The organism is Actinomyces sp. S6-Spd3 (assembly GCF_000758755.1).
GTDB lineage: Bacteria > Actinomycetota > Actinomycetes > Actinomycetales > Actinomycetaceae > Pauljensenia.
Map to the genome: position 1 here is coordinate 237914 of NZ_JRMV01000272.1, position 18803 is coordinate 256716.

The 18803-nt window shown below is 58.1% G+C and carries 17 protein-coding genes and 1 tRNA gene; 6 read left to right on the top strand and 12 right to left on the bottom strand.

The features are described from left to right. Nucleotides 1-36 precede the first annotated feature (36 nt). From HMPREF1627_RS03130 to HMPREF1627_RS03145, 4 genes are all read right to left on the bottom strand, one after another. On the bottom strand, nt 37-2481 hold the full coding sequence (locus HMPREF1627_RS03130) for an HAD-IC family P-type ATPase (protein ID WP_034501045.1): 2445 nt from the start codon (nt 2479-2481) through the stop codon (nt 37-39). A 73-nt stretch (nt 2482-2554) separates the two neighbouring features. Beyond that, nucleotides 2555-2800, bottom strand: a complete 246-nt coding sequence (locus tag HMPREF1627_RS03135; RefSeq protein ID WP_034501046.1) for a heavy-metal-associated domain-containing protein — start codon at nt 2798-2800, stop codon at nt 2555-2557. Nucleotides 2801-2851: 51 nt separating this feature from the next. Continuing rightward, entirely contained in the window at nt 2852-3136 is a 285-nt protein-coding gene (locus tag HMPREF1627_RS03140) for a metal-sensitive transcriptional regulator (RefSeq protein ID WP_019126729.1), read from the bottom strand. Nucleotides 3137-3289: 153 nt separating this feature from the next. After that, the gene (locus HMPREF1627_RS03145) at nt 3290-4546 is read right to left on the bottom strand and encodes a hypothetical protein (protein WP_034501047.1); all 1257 of its coding nucleotides are present in this window, start codon (nt 4544-4546) and stop codon (nt 3290-3292) included. 161 nt (nt 4547-4707) lie between these two features. Here HMPREF1627_RS03145 and HMPREF1627_RS10755 point away from each other — a divergent pair, with 161 nt between their 5' ends. Continuing rightward, the gene (locus tag HMPREF1627_RS10755; RefSeq protein WP_234305225.1) at nt 4708-6642 is read left to right on the top strand and encodes a hypothetical protein; all 1935 of its coding nucleotides are present in this window, start codon (nt 4708-4710) and stop codon (nt 6640-6642) included. Between the two features lie 17 nt (nt 6643-6659). Here HMPREF1627_RS10755 and purB read toward each other — a convergent pair whose 3' ends face one another. Further along, on the bottom strand, nt 6660-8126 hold the full coding sequence (gene purB / locus HMPREF1627_RS03160; protein ID WP_034501049.1) for an adenylosuccinate lyase: 1467 nt from the start codon (nt 8124-8126) through the stop codon (nt 6660-6662). Between the two features lie 150 nt (nt 8127-8276). Here purB and HMPREF1627_RS03165 point away from each other — a divergent pair, with 150 nt between their 5' ends. Both HMPREF1627_RS03165 and HMPREF1627_RS03170 read left to right on the top strand, forming a co-directional pair. Continuing rightward, nucleotides 8277-8507, top strand: a complete 231-nt coding sequence (locus HMPREF1627_RS03165) for a hypothetical protein (RefSeq protein WP_034501051.1) — start codon at nt 8277-8279, stop codon at nt 8505-8507. Next, the gene (locus HMPREF1627_RS03170) at nt 8504-10120 is read left to right on the top strand and encodes a hypothetical protein (RefSeq protein WP_034501054.1); all 1617 of its coding nucleotides are present in this window, start codon (nt 8504-8506) and stop codon (nt 10118-10120) included. Before HMPREF1627_RS03165 ends, HMPREF1627_RS03170 begins: the two co-directional genes overlap by 4 nt. A 33-nt stretch (nt 10121-10153) precedes the next feature. Here the strand turns inward: HMPREF1627_RS03170 and HMPREF1627_RS03175 are convergent, their stop codons facing one another. Further along, nucleotides 10154-10534, bottom strand: a complete 381-nt coding sequence (locus HMPREF1627_RS03175; RefSeq protein WP_034501057.1) for a phage holin family protein — start codon at nt 10532-10534, stop codon at nt 10154-10156. Between the two features lie 33 nt (nt 10535-10567). Beyond that, nucleotides 10568-11365 (bottom strand): YwiC-like family protein, encoded by a 798-nt coding sequence (locus HMPREF1627_RS03180; RefSeq protein WP_234305226.1) that lies wholly within the window; start codon nt 11363-11365, stop codon nt 10568-10570. Nucleotides 11366-11498: 133 nt separating this feature from the next. Between HMPREF1627_RS03180 and HMPREF1627_RS03185 the strand changes: the two genes are divergently transcribed. After that, entirely contained in the window at nt 11499-12491 is a 993-nt protein-coding gene (locus HMPREF1627_RS03185; protein ID WP_034501061.1) for a bile acid:sodium symporter family protein, read from the top strand. A 92-nt stretch (nt 12492-12583) separates the two neighbouring features. Here the strand turns inward: HMPREF1627_RS03185 and HMPREF1627_RS03190 are convergent, their stop codons facing one another. The 5 genes from HMPREF1627_RS03190 to HMPREF1627_RS03210 form a co-directional block, all read right to left on the bottom strand. Next, complete coding sequence (locus HMPREF1627_RS03190; protein WP_034501063.1) at nt 12584-13780, bottom strand: glutamate--cysteine ligase; 1197 nt, start codon at nt 13778-13780, stop codon at nt 12584-12586. A 12-nt stretch (nt 13781-13792) separates the two neighbouring features. After that, a complete protein-coding gene (locus tag HMPREF1627_RS03195) occupies nt 13793-14557 on the bottom strand; it encodes a glutamine amidotransferase-related protein (RefSeq protein ID WP_034501066.1) in 765 nt (254 codons plus the stop codon). Between the two features lie 112 nt (nt 14558-14669). After that, nucleotides 14670-14743: transfer RNA gene (locus HMPREF1627_RS03200), tRNA-Pro, on the bottom strand. A 107-nt stretch (nt 14744-14850) separates the two neighbouring features. Then, nucleotides 14851-15828: a metallophosphoesterase gene (locus HMPREF1627_RS03205; protein WP_034501068.1), complete on the bottom strand. Its 978-nt coding sequence runs from the start codon at nt 15826-15828 to the stop codon at nt 14851-14853. A gap of 3 nt (nt 15829-15831) precedes the next feature. Then, nucleotides 15832-18003, bottom strand: coding sequence for a transglycosylase domain-containing protein (locus tag HMPREF1627_RS03210; RefSeq protein ID WP_034501180.1), 2172 nt, complete (start codon nt 18001-18003; stop codon nt 15832-15834). A 177-nt stretch (nt 18004-18180) separates the two neighbouring features. On the opposite strand from HMPREF1627_RS03210, the gene HMPREF1627_RS03215 reads away from it, so the two are divergent. Beyond that, nucleotides 18181-18561, top strand: a complete 381-nt coding sequence (locus tag HMPREF1627_RS03215) for a WhiB family transcriptional regulator (RefSeq protein WP_106406413.1) — start codon at nt 18181-18183, stop codon at nt 18559-18561. 31 nt (nt 18562-18592) lie between these two features. Continuing rightward, nucleotides 18593-18754 (top strand): DUF4177 domain-containing protein, encoded by a 162-nt coding sequence (locus tag HMPREF1627_RS10395; protein ID WP_072456996.1) that lies wholly within the window; start codon nt 18593-18595, stop codon nt 18752-18754. Nucleotides 18755-18803 lie beyond the last annotated feature (49 nt).

Sequence of the window (18803 nt, forward strand, 5' to 3'; positions counted from 1 at the left end):
ATTTTCGCGGGGGCACCTGCATGAGAGTGATACTTTTCAGTGCGCGCGACGCAGCCTCATGGAGTTGAGGACAACGCACACCGAGGACATGGCCATCGCCGCGGAAGCGAGCATCGGGTTGAGAAGCCCGAAGATCGCTAGCGGAATCATGATGACGTTGTAGAAGAACGCCCAGAAGAGGTTCTCTTTGATGACCTTGAGGGTCGCACGCGAAATACGAATCGCGGCGGCAGCCATCGTGGGATCTGAGCTCACTAGCGTCATATCTGCGACGGCGATCGCGCTATCCGCGCCCGAACCCATGGCAATACCCAAACCCTGAGTCGAGGCCTGTGCCAGAGCAGCCGCGTCATTCACGCCATCGCCCACCATGGCTACCTGGTGGCCTTCTTCTTGAAGGCGCATCACGGCATCGCGCTTATCTGCGGGAAGAACTCCTGCAATAACCGAGTCAATCCCCACCTGCGAGGCAACAAAACGTGCTGCAGATTCGTGATCACCAGTGAGCAAGGTCGGAGTAATCCCCAAGGCCTTGAGCTGGGCAATCGCATCCTTCGATGACTCTTTCACCGTGTCACGCACAACGAAAGCACCCAGAAGTACGCCATCGAGGTGCTCGGGAAGTTCACGCGTTTGTGGAGTGAGAGTTGCGGCAGGTGCTTGAGCGGAAGCAAGCCGACGCGAACGAACCTGCGGCTCGTAGCCCGCTGCCTTGACGACCTCTTCAAGCTCAGCGTCACTGTAATCGTGCTTGAGGGTAATTCGAGCACTCTCAGTTGCCAGGTTAACCTGCGCATGAACGCCATCGAGCTTGCCCAGCTTGCGCTCAACCCTGCGGACACAGGAGGCACAGGTCATGCCGCCCACTGCCATGTCGACGATGATTCCGCCGTCCTCGTCCTCATCTGCGGGTTGTGAAGCCTGCGTCGAGGCCGTATCACCGGCGGAGGAAGTTTCCTGCCAGCCCTCAACGCGCGCACTGGCCACGACGGTCGCTCCCGTGGCCTCGGCCTCGGAAATGGCGGAAAGTGCGGACGGGGGAAGGGGAATACCCAGCTCACGCAACCAGCTCACGCGGCCGGCCAGGAGAAGCGCACCGTCCTCGCCAAGCGCGGAAACCCCAAGTCCGGGGTGGTTGCGCAGCTCGCGAACCGGGTGCGAGGAAAGATCGCGCTCGCGGGCGGCGGCGGTCAGCGCACGGGCGATGGGGTGCTCCGAGGCCGACTCCAGCGAGGCGGTCACGCTCAGTGCGTCCTCGCTGGACTGGGAATCAGGGGAATTTGCGCTTCCGTCGGGAAGGATGACGGACTCCAATGACATCGTGCCCTTAGTCAAAGTGCCGGTCTTATCAAGGAGGATTGTGTCGATACTGCGCGTACGCTCAAGGACCTCGGCGGAAGAAATGAGGATACCCATCTGCGCGGCCTTACCTGAACCAACAAGGAGGGCGGTCGGAGTGGCCAGACCAAGCGCGCAGGGGCAGGCAACAACCAGCACGGCAACCGCAGCAGTGATTGCGCTTTGAACGCCAGATCCGGCAAGGAGCCAGCCCGCCAAAGTCAGTAGGGAAAGCGCAATGATCGTCGGAACGAAAACCGAAGAAATACGATCCGCAAGACGTTGGACGGGGGCCTTGGTTGCCTGGGCCTCAGTGATCATCTGGCCAATGTGCGCCAGCTGGGTCCCAGAGCCAACGGCGGTTGCGCGGACGATCAAGGCACCCGAGGTGTTGAGGGTTCCACCGGTCACCGCACTGCCGGGGGATACTTCGCGAGGAAGAGATTCGCCCGTCATCAGCGAGGTATCCAGCGCGCTGGTGCCCTCTTCGACGATGCCGTCGGTGGCGATCTTGTCTCCCGGGCGCACCTGGAAGCGGTCGCCCACGGCAAGTTCCGAGGCCGCAATGGTGCGGTAGGTGCGCTCGCTGCCGCTTCCTTCAACGAGGATTGCGTCCTTCGCTCCGAGTTCGAGAAGGGAGCGCAGGGCATCCCCGGAGTGGTAACGGGTGCGTGCTTCCATCAGGCGACCGGCAAGGAGGAAAGTGACGATCGCGCAGGCGCCCTCGAAGTAGATTTCCGCGTGCGTTGCGTGGCTGCGCGCGGGGATCAGTGACATGTGCATGCGCATGCCAAGCATCCCTGCACCACCAAAAACGAGGGCGTACCACGACCATAGGCTCGATGCGATCACGCCGAGGGAGACCAGGGTATCCATGGTGGAAGAGCCGTGGCGGCCCGCCTGGAAGGCAGCGCGGTGGAAGGGGGCCGCACCCCAGATCACGACGGGCAGTGAGGCGAAGGCAACGACCCACTGCCAGCCCGAAAACTGGAGGGCAGGAACCATTGACAGGCCCAGAACGATGACGGTGAAGGGGAGAGTCACAAGGAAGCGGTTGCGCAGGTCCGCGGCGCGGCGTAGCAGTCCGTCCCCCAAGTGTTCACTTTCAGTTTCAGTTGATGCGCGGTGAGTTTCGGTAGTCATTATGAGCGATTCTGTCATGTGTATTTGGGATATCCGGGGGCACTCGTGTGCGGTGCCCCCGGTTGGTTAAGGATCAGAAGTCGCGGGCGATTCCGACCAGTTCGAAGCCGGCCTCGGAGACAGCGTCGCGCAGGGCGTTGTCGTCGAGTTCGGTGTTGGTGACGACGGTGGCCTTCGAGGTTGCGCCGGAGTTGAGGATGACCTCGACGTCAAGAACGCCGGGAACCTCCTTGAGTTCTTCGGTAACCGATGCGACGCAGTGTCCGCAGGTCATTCCGTTGATGGAGAGCTCAACAGTGCGATCAATTTCCTGTGCCATGATGGCGCCTTTCTTTGGTGGTGGAAATGGGGAAAAACGTGTGGTGTGCGCTCAGGACTTCACCAGTCGCGCGATTGCCTTTGTGGCTTCTTGGATCTTTTCGCGTCCTTCTTCCTCGCTGTGTTGGGCGGCGTGAAGAACGCAGTGGTTCATGTGGTCTTCAAGGAGGCCAAGTGCGACGGAGTCCAGAGCGGACTGCACTGCAGAGATTTGCGTGAGGACATCAATGCAGTAGGTGTCCTCTGCAACCATGCGTTGCAGGCCCCTGAGCTGGCCTTCGATTCTGCGCAGTCGCTTGAGGTAGTGCTCGGTTTCTTCGGTGTATCCGTGAGCCATGGTGGTCCTCCTTGTGCTTCGAAATATACCCCCGGGGGGTATGTGCGTCAAGAGAGGAAAATGTCTGTCCCCCCACTCCGAAACGGTGCCGGAGTGGGGGGACAGCGTGGTTATTGGGCGCCGAGGCCGCTGGCGCCTCGTGCGCGCAATCAGTTATGCGCGCCGACGCGTCGTAGCAACGGTGGCCACACCTGCGAGGGCGAGCAGGCCGCCCAGCGGAAGGACGAAGTCAGCTGCGCCCGTACGTGCCAGAGGGCTCTTCGGGTTCTCAGAGGGAGCCGCGGCGGGGATCGACGGAGAAGAAGTTGCACCCGGAGTGGGCGAAGACGTCTGCTTGACGGTCGGGGCCCACTTCGTGTTGTAGGTGACGCCACCGCAGGCGGACTGGGTGCGAGTCATGCCCGCGTTTGCCTTCCAATCCCACTGGATATCAGCGGTGTCGACAACAGTCTTTGCCGGGCGAGGCAAGTCAGTGACGGGAGCAGATCCGATCGCACCTTCTTGTGTGTATTCCATTGCGGTGATCTCCGCGGGAAGCGCATGTGCCGCATCATCGGAGGAGTAGGTGACCGTGAGTGAGGGTTGCTGCTTGAGCTCGATGGTGACAGGGGCACCCACACCGTTGGTGAAGTTCACGGGGCGCATGCCAGCGAGGAAAGGAACGCCGGCAAGGGCGGGAATATCCAAGCTACCGGTGACGCTGGGAGAGGTTGCCTGAATCGATGAGCTTGCCGAGGCATTCATACGCGCTTGAGAAACTGTCAGGCTTCCTTCGAGGCTTGGGAAGTAGACCTTGTTGGGGCGCATGGAAGCATCTTCCAAGGCGCCGGCAGTGGTTCCATCGACCCAATTTCCGCTGGCATCTTGGTGCATGAGGCGGTAGGTCGCAGAGAAGGTTCCATTGACGACCGAAACACTCTGGACGCGCATGGCCTTTGAGAAAGCCTCGCCAGTTGCGGCATTGGCCTTCTCGAATTGCTTCTGTACTGCCTCGACCGTGTAAGCGGAAGTATCGATATCGACATCATTCGTGTCAACAGTCATGCTGGTCGTCCACTCACCAGTGATGACCAAACGATTGAAAGCAGCGGCATTCGTGAGGCGGCCATAGGTAGCCATGTCTTCGTAATTCGTCCACACATTGGTCATATCGAGAACGCCCTGGAAGCCAATAGCGTAGCTGTCCTTGGGAGAAGCTCCACGGCAGACAAGGGCGGCAGGCTGTGCGGGATCAACATCGGCGGGCAGAGTCACGATGTCGCTTCCGGGAGTGTAGACCTCACCCGAGACCGAAATCGGGATATCAGTAGATGCCTGTGAACTGTGGAAACTGCCGCCGCCGACAAGAATCGCACCGGCGAGTACGGGAACACTGCACAGTGCGAATACGCGATATGACGAACGCTTCATGGAGGTCTTCTTTCTACGGGCTGCCAAATTTCGCGGAAAAGCGCGAAACATTCTGGAAAATTCTAACAGTCGATACGAGTATGAATCCAGTAGCGTAACCTCAAACTATCCCCACCTGCACACATGCGGGTTTAGGCTATCGTGAAGGGAAGGAGGGACTCATGAAAACGCGACGCTATCGCAACTACTACGCACGCAGGCGTGCCCCGCACTCCCTCTCCTCCTTCTACCTACGCGCAAAACTGATCCCACTTGCCCCCAAGCTCCTTTCAGCGCTCGCGGTTGGTGCGGCCTCGGCAATGGGATTTCTCCCCACGGATATCCGCAGCCGGCTGCGCATGCAATCTGACCGCCTCGGCGAAGAAGTATCGGAGCAATCTCAATCGATCTTCTTCCGCGAACCCGGACTTGATGTTCTTTTCGTACGTGTGCTCGCCTCAATCGCCGGAACAGCCGGTGCCATCGTTCACGCGGCAGCCGCATTCGATGCGATCGTGGGATGGGATCGAAGCGGGAAGCTCCAGCGCCTCGCTCAAGTCACACCACGCAATGGCTATGAGGCGCTGATGGCAGGGATGCTCATAGCGGGAACATCCCTTGGACAAATGACGGGTGGAGCCGCGCACGCGGACAAGTACTTTGACTCTGAAATGGGGTCGAATATCATCGAATATCCCGGACACCCCAAGTCCTCGGCCCATCGCCTGTGGGCTCCGCGCTCCCTTCAGGATATGGCTGCGGACATTGATGACCTGTACTGGGCGGGAACGTACGGGCAATCGATCAAAATCACCAGGGTCGGCAAAGATGAGCAACGGCGCTGGTTGGTGTCGATCCCGGGGACAAACCACTTTGATACGCCATCGACCCCTAACCCCGCGGATACGGAAACCAACATCCGCGAAGCTTTGGGGCTGAGCTCATCCATGCGAATGGGCATCATTCGCGCTCTTCACCAGGCAATGAGTGAAGACGGCGTTGATCCATCGGACTACGCAAGCGAGCCCATTATCATTGTTGCCCACTCGCAAGGCGGCCTCATTGCAGTCAATCTGGGAAGCTTGCCCCCAGAAGATGTCGGGGTCAATGTCCAGGGGATTTTAGGGCTCGGATCGCCGGGACACCGGGCATGTCTGCGTTCCGATGTCGTCATGGTGGATGTTGCACACGATCAAGATGTCGTCCCATCGACTGATGGAGCTGGCGCACGTATCCGCGATCACCGGGTAATGGTTGGTCGGAACCTCAATCAACCGCGCATGCAACCGCTGTACTATGCGCACTCCTCGTCGACCTACACCGAAACGGTTGGCCGTTTGGAGCGCAGGTCAGAGGTGACGCGATGGGACCGCGTGGGACAGGCAATCCGCGCACTGCAAGAAATGTTGCCCCATGATGGCGAACCCACGCGCGTTCGTATCTATGACATTTGGCAAGAACTCGATGACCCGCACGGAAGTGTCTGGGCAAGGGTTAATGTCCTTGAATCTACTCAATCGCAGGACACCGCAACTGATGGTGACAACAATTCTCACGGGGGGGAACTGATGGCGCAGAATCGTTCAATTGCGCGAATCCTTGGGATTGTCCAGCAACGAGCAGAGCAGATTTCACTCCCTCGCGTATCCAACCGGCTCGGCCTTGCCGCTTTGGGCGTGGCAAGCCTCGGGGTGGGGGCAGCACTCACTCGCTTGCGTCCGACGGATCGAGGCGGGCGATCTGAGCGTTTCCAAGCCTTGATTGAAGATACGCTTGAACAAAGTGCGCAGCCATGGGTGTGCACAAGTTGCCAGGTTCAGGTCAACGAAGGTTTTGGCAAACCGACCATGGTGAGCTTTTCGATCAACATGGAAGCAAAGCAGCCTATAGATGATGATCGCGTTGAATTTGCCCGAAAGCTCCTCGAGGCCGCGGTGCGCAGCGTGTGGAAAAACCCCGAAATTGCACCAATTGGCATCCAAGGACGCATGAGCGTCAACGGCGAAGACACAGTCAATATGCAGGACCTCGGCTACTCTGCGCTCCAAGTACGCCCCGAAGAACTCTTCGAACGACTCGGAGCCCCGGCTATCGATCGAGGATGGACACCCGCCTGAGCAAGCCGGAAGTCACTCTACTCGGCGCTGATCCACTCAACCATGTCCGGGGCATACCCGGTATAACTCGCGGGAGTCAGTTCCATCAGTCGGTCTTTCGCGTCCTGAGGAAGATCCAGCGATTCAACGAAATCGTGCAGGCGAGTGGCGTCGATATCGTGTCCGCGAGTGAGCTCCTTCATGCGCTCATAAGGGTTCTCCATCCCCTGACGCCCCTCAAGGGAAGCAAGACGCATCACCTGCTGAATGGCCTCGGAAATCACTTCCCAATGCTCATCGAGCTCGGCGGACATCACCTGGGCGTTCAACTCAATACCCTCAAGGCCGCGGGTCAAATTGTCGATTGCGACAAGAGAGTGGCCAAGGGCAACGCCAATATTGCGCTGGGTTGACGAATCCGTGAGATCACGCTGAAGTCGCGAGGTCACCAGGGTTGCCGCAAGCGTTTCAAGAAGAGACGAGGCGATCTCAAAGTTAGCTTCAGCATTCTCGAAGCGAATCGGATTGACCTTGTGAGGCATCGTCGAAGAACCCGTGGACCCCTGAGCACCCAACTTTTGGTGGAAGTAGCCCATGGAGATGTAGGTCCAGCAATCCGTTGCAAGGTTGTGAGCGATGCGGCCAAAGCGCGAAATATCGCTGTAGAGCTCGCTTTGCCAGTCATGGGACTCAATCTGAGTTGTCAGCGGATTCCACGACAGCCCGAGGCGCTCAACAAAGTCCTTCGTGAGGAGCGGCCAGGGGACAGTGGGCAAAGCAACGCGGTGCGCTGCCCAGGTGCCCGTCGCACCGTTCATCTTCCCCAGGTACTCAGTGTCTTCGATGCGCGAAATTTGGCGGGAAAGTCGGTAGACAAAGACAGCCAATTCCTTACCGATCGTGACCGGAGTTGCCGGCTGACCGTGCGTTCGCGCAAGCATGGGGATTTCAGCGCCGGCCTCGGCAAGCTCAAGCAAGCGCGCGAGAAGTCCACGTGCGCGCGGCAACCAGACCTGGCGGATTGCGGCTTGAATGTTCAGCGCGTGTGCAAGGTTATTGATGTCTTCGGAGGTTGCGAAGATGTGAACCAGAGGACGCAGCTGGGGAAGGACCGTATCCGGACCAAAGAGGGAGCGCGCCTCCTCAAGTCGATTGTCGATGTAGTACTCAACTGCCTTGACATCGTGGCGGGTTTCGGCTTCGATGTGGGCGAGTTCGGCAATGGAATCAGCGTTGAATTCCCGCGGAAGTGCGCGCAAATAGTCAACTTCAGCGTCAGAGAGCAGGGGCGCGTGGGCAATGACTCCGCGGCGAAGTAGCTCAATCATCCATTCGATCTCAACGTAGATGCGGGTGCGGTTGAGCGCGGCTTCGGACAGGTACTGGGTCAGTTCCTGAGTGTGCAGGCGATAGCGGCCATCGAGGGGCGACAAAGCTTGGCCTGCGGCCGCCAAGTCTGCATATCCGGTCTCGGGTGAAAACATGGATTCCTGCTGCGATGTCATGTCTTAATCATCTCAGACCTGCGCCATCGCGCCACGCGGGCACTCGCGTCAGAGGGAAGGTCTATCCACAGGGATGCAATGCCATCGGCGTTTTCCACAGATTTTTGGTGCGCTCTGTGGGGGTGGGGTCGACATTCTTAGGCTGAGCTCATGTGGTTCATTACGGTGTGCCAGTCACTGAAGGTGATTGAAGACAATTGCGTGGCAATCAGCGAAGAACTGCGTGCTCATTCTTTTGATTCGTGGACGGGTCAGGGAAGCGAAGGGGCGCGCGCAGAAATTGAGCAGATTAGCAACGACTGTCGGATGTGGGCGGCGCTGGCAATCGAAGCGCGCGACCTAGCCGAAATTGAGAGCGCGACGTTGGGAGGTCAGACATGAGCGGGCAGTGCGTGTCATGGATGGTGGTTTCTTCGGATACAACGCGCATTGATACCGAGGCGCTTGTCGGCGACGTTCTATTCCTGCGAAGGATTCGCGAGGCCCTTGATAGTCAGCTAGGCGCGGCGCATTCGCTCAATCAGGAGTTGTGTGCACATCAGTGTGGGGGTGTTTTGCAGCGTTTGTGTGCCCTCGGTGCACAACTGAGCGAGCAGATTGGTAGTTGTGCGGACAGGCTTGCTTACGTTGCGTCCATCCATGCCGCTGCCGAGGCCGACGCTGCTTCCTATCAGAAGACCGTGCGCAGGCTGGGTGGCAGTATGGGCGAGCTTTCGTGGGCGGGAGGATTGACAGCATCGCGAAAGATTGCAGGCGTGGGGAAATACGTTAATCCTTATGTCCCTTTCCTCTTCGCACCGCTTGGCATCTTTCATGGGATAGCAACTATCAGCGCCCACGGTCTGTCTTTTGTTCGCCAGCCATCAGATGCGTCTTTGGGGTTACGTACACAAATGGATGTTGCTGAACTATCTCGGCTGGTCAACGGGACTTCATCGCGCTCGGACGTTGAGGTCACTCGAGATGCTGCTGCACAGATGTCAACGCTGTATGCAGCAATGGGATGGTTGATGTTTGGTCGCCATTCGGGGGTGAGGATTTCAGCGCAGAACCTTCCCGATGACGCGCCGTCTGGGCCGACAAGCCAAGTACTCTTGGGAGTTGCGCAGGGAGGGCGCCCGACGGAATATTGCGGTTCTTTCGGCGCGGTCGTCTATGCCGTTAACGCTGTAGCAGCTTATCCACCGCATACTTCCTCTCCTCAATCGCAGGTTTCGCGTCCCCAGGCGGGTTCCAAGCTGGAGAAGGTCGAAACCCCGTTGAAGGCCTCGGAGGCATTGGAACGTATCGGGCAACTTCGCTCCAGTGCAGACGAGGGACAGATTGAGATCCTTCAGCACGTGACGGTAGACAGTGATGGAAGGGAGCATCGAGCGTGGTCGGTCATGATCAGAGGGACGCAAAAGTGGGGGCCGGGCGAAGACAATCCCCAAGATATGCTGACGAATCTTCAAGCAGTTGGGCAATCCAATTCCGACCAGCTCAGGGCAGTGAAAACTACCATGGATATGGCGGGGATCAAGGCTGATGAGCCCGTTGAATTTGTGGGCCACTCTCAAGGCGGCATTATTGCTGCACAGTTGGCCGCAGATCCGCAGGTGCGCTCGCACTACCGCGTTGCCTCGGTGCTAACCGCGGGTTCGCCGGTCGCGGGATTCCATCCCGACTCAAGTGTTCCCATGCTGAATATGGAAAACACGCGTGACATTGTCCCCGCACTTGACGGCGGAGCGAATGCTAATCGCGGCCACGCATTGACCCTGCATTTTGATAGTGAGCACTTAGAAAGAAAACAAGGGCAGGACAATCCCATTGCCGCTCACGATATTGCGACCTACACCGAAGCAATTCGAGAGTGCGAATCGGCGGACGCGGGCCGCTATCGCAATATCGAGGACGTGCATCGCTGGGAAGAGGAAAGAAGAACTCGGCTGGGTATCACAGATGCGACGCGCACGCGTTCCTACATTTTTGATACCCGCCGAGTTTCTTAAGAGAGTGGCTCAAGGCCAGACGGCGCCGGTGAGTTACTTCTTCTTAGCGCCCGTGAGTCCTCCAAAGAGCGAGGAGACAACAGCGGTGATGATGGCACCGATGACGGCCGCACCAAGGCCAGACACAGAGAAGGGCAGGCCCATGGAGTCTGCAATCGATCCCGCCACCAGGAAGCCAATGCCATTGGTGATCAGGGCAAAAAGGCCGAAGGTGAGGATGTAGAGCGGGAAGGCAAGAATCTGAATGAGAGGCCGCACAATGGAGTTCACGACGGTGAATACCAGTGCAATCAACCCCAAAATGACAACGGTTTCCGTCATGGACGTACCGCGCGCAATGGTAATTCCCGGGACAAGAGCAGCTGAGACCCATAGGCCCAGCGCCGTTCCAATGAGACGCAGAATAAAGTTCATACGCCCCATTATCACCGATCGGGTAATAGTCGACTAGGCGACGATTGCCAGGACCGCCGAAAAGAGACAGGCACAGGAGACGTATTCCCCAAGTCCGATGATCAGGGGAGGGATCTTGAGGTGCTTGATCTTACGCAGTGCAGGGATAAGGATCGCGCGCAGGGCGATCACGACGAAAGCCAGAAGTACTCCGCCGGGAAGAACATGCATGAGCACTCCGATCAGGCATGCGACCACAAGTGCCAAGTGCCAGGCAACGGAGACGATATACACCGATAGCTTATTTGCCCCGCGGATGAGGGAGCGGACATAGACGATAGACCCCAGCATGTAGGCGGCGACGGCTACCGCTGCGCACCACAGTTTGTGCTGCGAATAGCCCTCTGAGGTAATCCAGATCGACAGGGGCAGGGTGCACGAACTCGCAAGAACGCTCGACACATGGGAGGCAATGGAGCGGCGGCGCTTGCGGAAGGCCTCGTAAGTTGCAACTGCGCAAAAAAGGGTGATGGGGATGATGATCCGTGCGATGGCATGCGGGCGCATGACAATAATCGGAACCCCGCACACGACAGCTATGCTCGCCCAGGTGAGGAAGGCGGGAAGGTAGGTGCGGCGTCGCTTGGGAGAGGCCGCCCAATACAGGCTCAGGGCATGGAAGCTGCAATAGGCGGCGGTCCAAGCTGCAAGGAGCAGGAATTGAATGGGCTGAGGATGGACGGTGCATATTCCGACGGCGATCGGAAGAACGGTCATGACCCAGGCGCCGTGTTCGTTTGAGAGCCACCCGTGCCGGACCAAGCTTCGCATCTTCGAGCCACGTTGATTCATGGGCAACAGTGTAGTGGGCGTATTCACTTAGGGAAACCTAAGAAATGTGCGGAAAATGTGCCCGCGCTCACCGATATCCCATGCTCTGAGATGAAATTTTCGCGAACTGAATTCTCGGCGCAATGTTATAGGTATGTCAACAAACGATACACGCGAAGAAACCGTCCCATCCTCGGTTGCCGCTAAGCCCGAGCTTTCTCAAGAAGATCGTTCTGCCCGCATTGCGGTTACCGTATTTCCGCTCATCATTATTGCGGCATTCGCTCTGGGTCTGATTTTCCCGACCCATGCAGCAAAGCTCGCCTCGGGTGTGAACATCGGCCTGGGCATCATCATGTTCGGCATGGGCTTGACCCTGACCCTTCCCGACTTTGCCCTTGTCGTGAAGCGCCCCCTGCCCGTCATCGTCGGTGTTATCGCGCAGTACGTGATCATGCCTGGAGTCGCCTTCCTTCTGGCCAAGCTGCTCCACCTCGATCCGGCAATTGCAGCCGGCGTCATCCTGGTCGGTTGCGCCCCGGGCGGAACCGCCTCGAATGTCATCTCTTACTTGGCTAAGGGTGACGTTGCACTCTCGGTGACCATGACATCGATTTCCACTCTTCTGGCACCCTTCATGACCCCCCTTCTCACCAAGTGGCTGGCCGGTCAGTACATGCCCGTTGATGCAAAGAGTATGGCGCTCGCAATTGTTCAGATCGTTCTGATCCCCGTCGTCGCAGGCATCGTCGTCCGTATGCTTGCCGGTCGCTACGTTGAAAAGATCCTCCCGGCTCTTCCCTGGATCTCGGTCCTTGGCATCTCCTACGTGCTGGCAGCAGTCGTTGGCAAGTCCGCCGACAAGATCATGGAATCCGCACTCATCGTCTTCGTCGTGGTCATCCTCCACAACCTGCTGGGCTACTTCTTCGGATACTTCGCAGGCCGTATCTCGGGCGGCGATTACCGTGCAGCTCGTACGACCGCAATCGAAGTTGGTATGCAGAACTCGGGTCTGGCAGCCGGCTTGGCAACGAAGTACTTCAGCCCCGAGGCCGCGCTTCCCGGCGCAGTCTTCTCGGTTTGGCACAACCTTTCCGGTGCACTCTTGGCCATGTTCTTCCGCCGTTTCGGCAAGCAGGGCTGACCTAGATCTCACCAATAGTCCCGCTCTTTGCGGGCACGAAAAAGTGGGCGACGCGCGCGAAATGCTGCGTCGCCCACTTTCATTGTCTGCGTTTACTTCCGGTTTCCCGGACGAGGCGAACGTGCCCCTTCCGTCGTGGTCCCAGCAGTCACCTGCGGGGCGAGCGGGCGTCCAGCTGCGGTCTCAGCGCGCAAGTGAGCGACGACGGCCTCGAGACTGCCAGAGCCATCGGCGACCGCTTTCTGGCGCTGGTAACCCACGCCGACACTGCGCAGCGTGTGGATGAAGTCGAGTTCTTCTTGGCACTGAAGATCGTCAGCGATGGGCTCCAGTTCGCGCACGGTCTCATCAAGAAGATCGTCAATATGCCGTTCGTTGCCGTGGATGTCTTCGATGAGGACGGCATCCATTCCATATCGCGCCGCGCGCCACTTGTTTTCCGCGAGGAACCACGGCGATGTCCTCGGCAGTTCTTCGCCGCGGTCCAGGATGCGTGAGCCATATTCGACGAGGCAGTGGATCAGTGCAGTGATCGCGCCAATTTCGGCGACATTGGAGGCAGAGTCGCATACGCGAACCTCGAGGGTCCCAAGCCTGGGCGAGGGGCGAATATCCCAGCGGATCTCATCGAACTTTGAGATGATTCCGGTCTTCTTCATGTCCTGGGTATAGCCCTCAAGCTCTTCCCACCTGGTGAAGAGCTGCGGAACTCCAGCGGTAGGCAGCTGCTGGAAGACCATCGCGCGGTTGTCGCAGTACCCCGTGTCCGTGCTTGCCCAGTAGGGCGACGAGGCCGAGAGTGCTTGGAGCCTGCCAAGGTGGGTTGCGAGGAACCCAAGCAGTGGAAGAACCTTTGAGCGGTCCTCGATCCCAACGTGGACGTGGGTGCCGAAGAGCAGCATTTGGCGACCCCAAAACTGCGTGCGATTCACGAGTTCTGCATAGCGCTCAGAGTCGGAAACACGCTGATGGGCGGGATTTGCAAAGGGATGCGAACCTGCGCCGGTCAGGTCCACGCGAAGCGCAGACGTCACGGGGCGTAAGAGATCGAGTCCCTCATTGAGATCTGCAATCGCGTCCCTCACTCGGGTTTGTTTGCGCGAGACCAACTCGATCGTGTTTCGCAGCATCTCACCGTGGATGAGAGTGTCGTCGGGATAGCGGGCCGAAATCTCACTGAGGATGGCTCCCGCACACTGGCGTAGATCTTCTGAATCGACATCGATCAGCTGGAGTTCCCATTCCACGCCCAAAGTTGAACGCTCGGACTGAGCAAAAGAAATGGCCATAGCTCCCCCTCGTCAGGCTCGCTTGTAACGGTGGATAAACGATGCCAGAAGGTCGTGGGCGGGTTGTGTATCTGCCGCATCGCAGCGCGCGATAACGGCAGGCTTTTCTTCCGCAGGATAGTAGGTGTCCCCGTAGGTATCAATGCGAAGATGCATGCCTTCACGCGTAATTTCAGGATGGAATTGAGTGCCGTAGATATTGTGGCCCCAACGCAAGATCTGAACGTGGCAACGTGAGCCCGTTGCCAAGAGCTCGGCGCCGGTGGGAATGGCGCCGATGGCATCCGCATGCCCGGTATATGCGTAGAAGCTTGGGGGAAGAGCCCCGGTGAGCGGATCTACGCGCCCGGCCTCGGTCAAAGTGATCTCAGGAGCTTGGAGATCTTCGGAGAACCCCTGAACAAGGGGAGCCCCGGAAGCTCGTGCAAGGGATTGGATGCCGAAGCAAATTCCAAAGGTCGGGAAATCACGCTTGAGGAGGACGGCGGCAAGAGCATCAATTCGTTCTTCTACGCGCAGGTGTTCGTCAGTCTTCTTCTCGTGCGGGTGCTCGAATCCGAAGGGAGAACCCGTGATGATTACGCCCGAGTACTGCTCAAGGTCAATGTCGCTCACCGGGTGAGGTGATGCCTCATCGACAAGGGGAAGAGCGTGAAGATCACGGTCGTCAAGACTGCCGATAGCCTTCATCGAGGCCAGTTCATCGCGCGCAAGAATGCCATCTGGACGGCAGACGGCCACCAGGAAGGGGCGGTGAGCTGGTTGAGAAGCGTTCATAGCGCCACGCTATCAGGGCAAGTGCTCGGCGTGCGCGGACAACGAAGAAGTTGGGACTGTGTAAACGGGTAAGAAAAAACCCGCAGCATCAAAAGATACTGCGGGAATCACGTCGGGGTGGCGGGATTTGAACCCACGGCCTCTTCGTCCCGAACGAAGCGCGCTACCAAGCTGCGCCACACCCCGTGACCGTATGAGTATAGCCGCCTGAAGCTACTGCGCCAAATTCACATGCGCGGCGCGCGCCAAAAGGGCACAATCACCGTGATTCAGCGGAGAGAAAGCTCTACTAATCAGTCGTGAATCGTCAGAATTGATACTTCGGGGCGCGTCGCAATCCGAACCTTGGCGTAGGGAGAGGTTCCAAGGCCAGCCGAAACATGCAACCACGAGCACTCATTCACTCCGGTTTCCCACACGTGCAATCCCTTGCCGAACTCGCGGGGAAGATCGCAATTCGTCACCAGCGAGGTCACGCCCGGAAGACCAATCTGGCCACCGTGTGTGTGCCCAGCGAGAATCAATTCGGTTCCCAAGTGAGTCATCGAATCGAGGATGCGCGTGTAGGGCGCATGAGTGACACCGATACGAATGGCATCGGGGCTGAGCCAACGCTGCGAGAGGCCATTGATGGAATCACGATTAATATGCGGATCGTCAACACCAAGGAGGGCAAGGGGCGCGGGAAGCACCATGGGGAGGTCAGGCTCGGCGATCCTTTCGTTTTCCGCCTGAAGATACGCCGAGGCGTTCGAGAGGTCCGCCCACCCCATCGAGCGCAGGTGCGCAGCCAGTTCCGTCCACGGCAAGTCCACCGCGCGGTCCACCTTCGCCGATCCCCGAGGCCTGAGGTAGCGCGTCCAGCTCTTGCGCTTGGGGGAGTAGTAGTCATTTGAGCCGAAAACGAAGGCGCCGGGGAAGTCGGCAAAAATCTCATGTGCCTGAATAACCGCGCCAAGAGCATCGGGGCTTCCGAAGTTATCCCCGGTTGAAATGACGTAATCGAATTCCTCGGTATCGCGAACTTGCTGAAGGAAATCGATGAGGAATTCCTGGCCGGGGAAGAGGTGAAGATCCGAAAAGTGAAGCACCTTCGCCATGCGGGTCTGAGAACGCAGCATGGGGGTCGATAGTGCAGATAAAGGAACGTCGAAGTGACGGACTATGGGACGGCGTCGCTCGACGCTCCCCCAGGCGAGAGCAGCAGTACCGCCCAAAGCAAGGGCAGCTACGCCTCGGAAGGCGCTAGTGGCGAGGCGACGCGTACTCATCGGTCAGTCATCCCCTTCATCGTCATCATCCCCAGGCCCGTTTCCTTCTCCCTGGTTCTGGGGAGCAGCGGGCGTGGCGCTGGGAGTAGGTGCTTGAGTTGCCCGCGTGACCGCCTGAGGCGCGCCAATGTTTGCATTGGGCATGGGCTTGTTGGGTGTTCCCTCTAGAGCCGTGCTCATGTACGGCGCCCAAATGTTTTGACCAACGAAGGTTTCACCGAAGATTTGCGAGTAGTAGCGTCCGTTAATGCGAACGTTTTGAACCGGGGTCGTCGAGGCGTTGCCGTGGCCAACCCACGCCGCGGTGGTGAGCTCGGCGGTCGATCCGGTCAGCCAGGTGTTCGCCGAATAGTCGGTCGTACCAGACTTAGCGGCGAATTGGCGACCACCCGACAGTCGCGTAGCTGTGTAGTACTGGCTTGCCGACTTCGTCAGGGTTGTTGCGACCTTTTGGGCGACCTGGGAATCGATGACCTGCTTGCAGTTCGCAGAACCTTCCTTAAGAACGTTCTCTTGGCGGTCAGTGACCTTCGCGATCGAATAGGGCTGGCACATCTTGCCATCGTTGATGAAGGTCGCGAAAGCACGAGCCATGTTCAGCGGCGAAGCAGAAGCAGAACCCAAGATGTTACCGGGAACGGCCAAGATCGGTTCGCCGTTTCCGTCATCAATACCCATATCGGCCGCTACCTGGAAGATATTGCAGAAGTTGAGCTTGGAGGCCATGTTGACGAAGGAGTGGTTCACCGAAAGGCCGGTTGCGCCGATGACATTGAAAGCACCGTCCTTGCCCGCCAAGTCGACGACGTTCCAGCTTTCAGTGTGGACGGGCTCGCCATCACACTTAAATGACCCATTGGGGAAGTTCGTCCGCCCATCGATGGTTTCGTAGCCGGATCGACCTTCCTTGTACCATTCGGCCAAGACGAAGACCTTGAAGGTTGATCCAACCTGGAAGGAACCATCAGCCGCGTAGTTCGACATGGTTTCGTCTTCACCCACGCCATACACGGTGTTCTGCGCCATGGCGACAACTTCGCCTGTCTGGGGGACTAGAGAGACCAAGGCATCGTCCAAACCAGAAGCATCGTTGGATGGAATGGTCTTCGTCAAGGATTCATAGGCCGCGTGCTGCTTCTTGGGATCCAAGGTCGTGCGGATGGTCAGACCGCCGGTCTTGAGCAGGCGCTCACGTTCAATAGAGGTCTTCCCAAAGGCTTCATCGGCGAGGAATTGGCGCACGGCATAGGAACAGAAGTAGGCGTTCTCATCCCCTGCCCCCGAGCAGCCTTCACGGATCTGCGTGGGGTGAAGCATGTCGGAGACACTGACGGCCTTTGCTTCTGCTTCTTCTTGTTCGGTGATGATGCCCTGGTCAGCCATCACGGAAAGCACGGTATCGCGGCGTTCTTGCGCGGCCTCGGGATGCTGAAGGGGGTTGTACTGCACCGGGGACTGCACGAGGCCGGCGAGGAGGGCGGCCTCGCCAGTGGAAAGTTCGCTTGCGGACTTGGAGAAGTAAAGCTTGGAGGCGGCTTCGACACCGTAGGTGATGGGGCCGAAGGGAGCGATGTTCAAGTAGCCAGTGAGGATTTGATCCTTGTCCATCTGCTTTTCGACGGCGAGGGCGTACTTGATTTCGCGAAGCTTACGTTCAGTGGTTTGCTCGGTTGCGGCCTCGACTTGGTCGGCATCGCCTTCCATATAGCCCTTTTCAGCCAAAGCATTACGCACGTACTGCTGGGTAATGGTCGATGCGCCTTGCTTACCGCCATCATCACCGAGGTTATTGACCATTGCGCGGGCAATACCCGTGGGGTCAACACCGTGGTGTTCGAAGAAGCGTCGGTCTTCAATGGCGACGATTGCCTTCTTCATGACGGGTGCGATTTTGTCCGAGGGGATAACAATGCGCTGCTTATCGTAGAAACGGGCAATCACTTGGCCGTTCGTATCGAGCATCGTGGACTCGGTCGCGGGGGAGACGACTTGGATGTCGGTTGGGATCTCATCGAAGATCTCCATCCCCGCCTTCGCTGTGATTGCACCGGTTCCGACGGCCGGCACTAAGACGCCAGCACTGACCACGCCGATAAGTGCGGATGCGGCCAAGAATGACAGCAAAAGCGCCACCAGCTGTGCGGGTCGAACGAAGCGTGTATGCGACTGAGCCATAGGTACAGGATACGTGCCCGGCGCGGTGAAAGGCAGAGGAAGACAGGCAATGCCTTGAATATCAAGGACAAGGGGGCAATTGGATCGAGATAGTCCCAATTTCACTTATGTGAATTTCATGTGTAGTCTCTTAAAGGGAGGTCAATGTTGACCGCAGATGTGGAGAGGGTGGAATCAATGATTGATGACCACAGCTGGGTGGAGTATGCATTGTGTGCAGAAAAAGAACCCGATGCACTATTCGTACAAGGGGCAGCGCAGAGGCAAGTTCGGATGCGCTGCATGGAATGTCCAGTTCGCCTCGAATGTCTTGCTGATGCGCTTCAATCGCGGATGACCTTCGGCGTCTGGGGAGGACTTACGGAACGCGAACGACGCATGATCTTGCGGGTGTACCCGAATGTTGACGATTGGTCGAAGTGGCTCAACTATTCCCCGGACCCCCTTGCCGTTGAGCTGCGTAAGCCTCGGGTCCCGCAGAGTTTATCGATGAAGTCTATTCGAGCCTCAGCCAAGGTCCTCCGAGAAAGGCCCATCGCCGTGCCCGTTGGAGCATGAGGCCTTGGTGAAGGTGTCGTAGGATAGCGCTATGACTACATGGGAATATGCAACAATTCCGCTTCTGACTCACGCGACAAAGGCAATCCTCGACCAGTGGGGTGCTGATGGTTGGGAACTCGTCCAGGTTGTTCCAGGGCCGACTGGTTCGGATAGCTTGGTGGCGTATTTGAAGCGACCGAAGAACGACTGATCCCGCTCATTTAAGCGGGTGATAAAACGGTGGGCTGAGCAGGTGATGT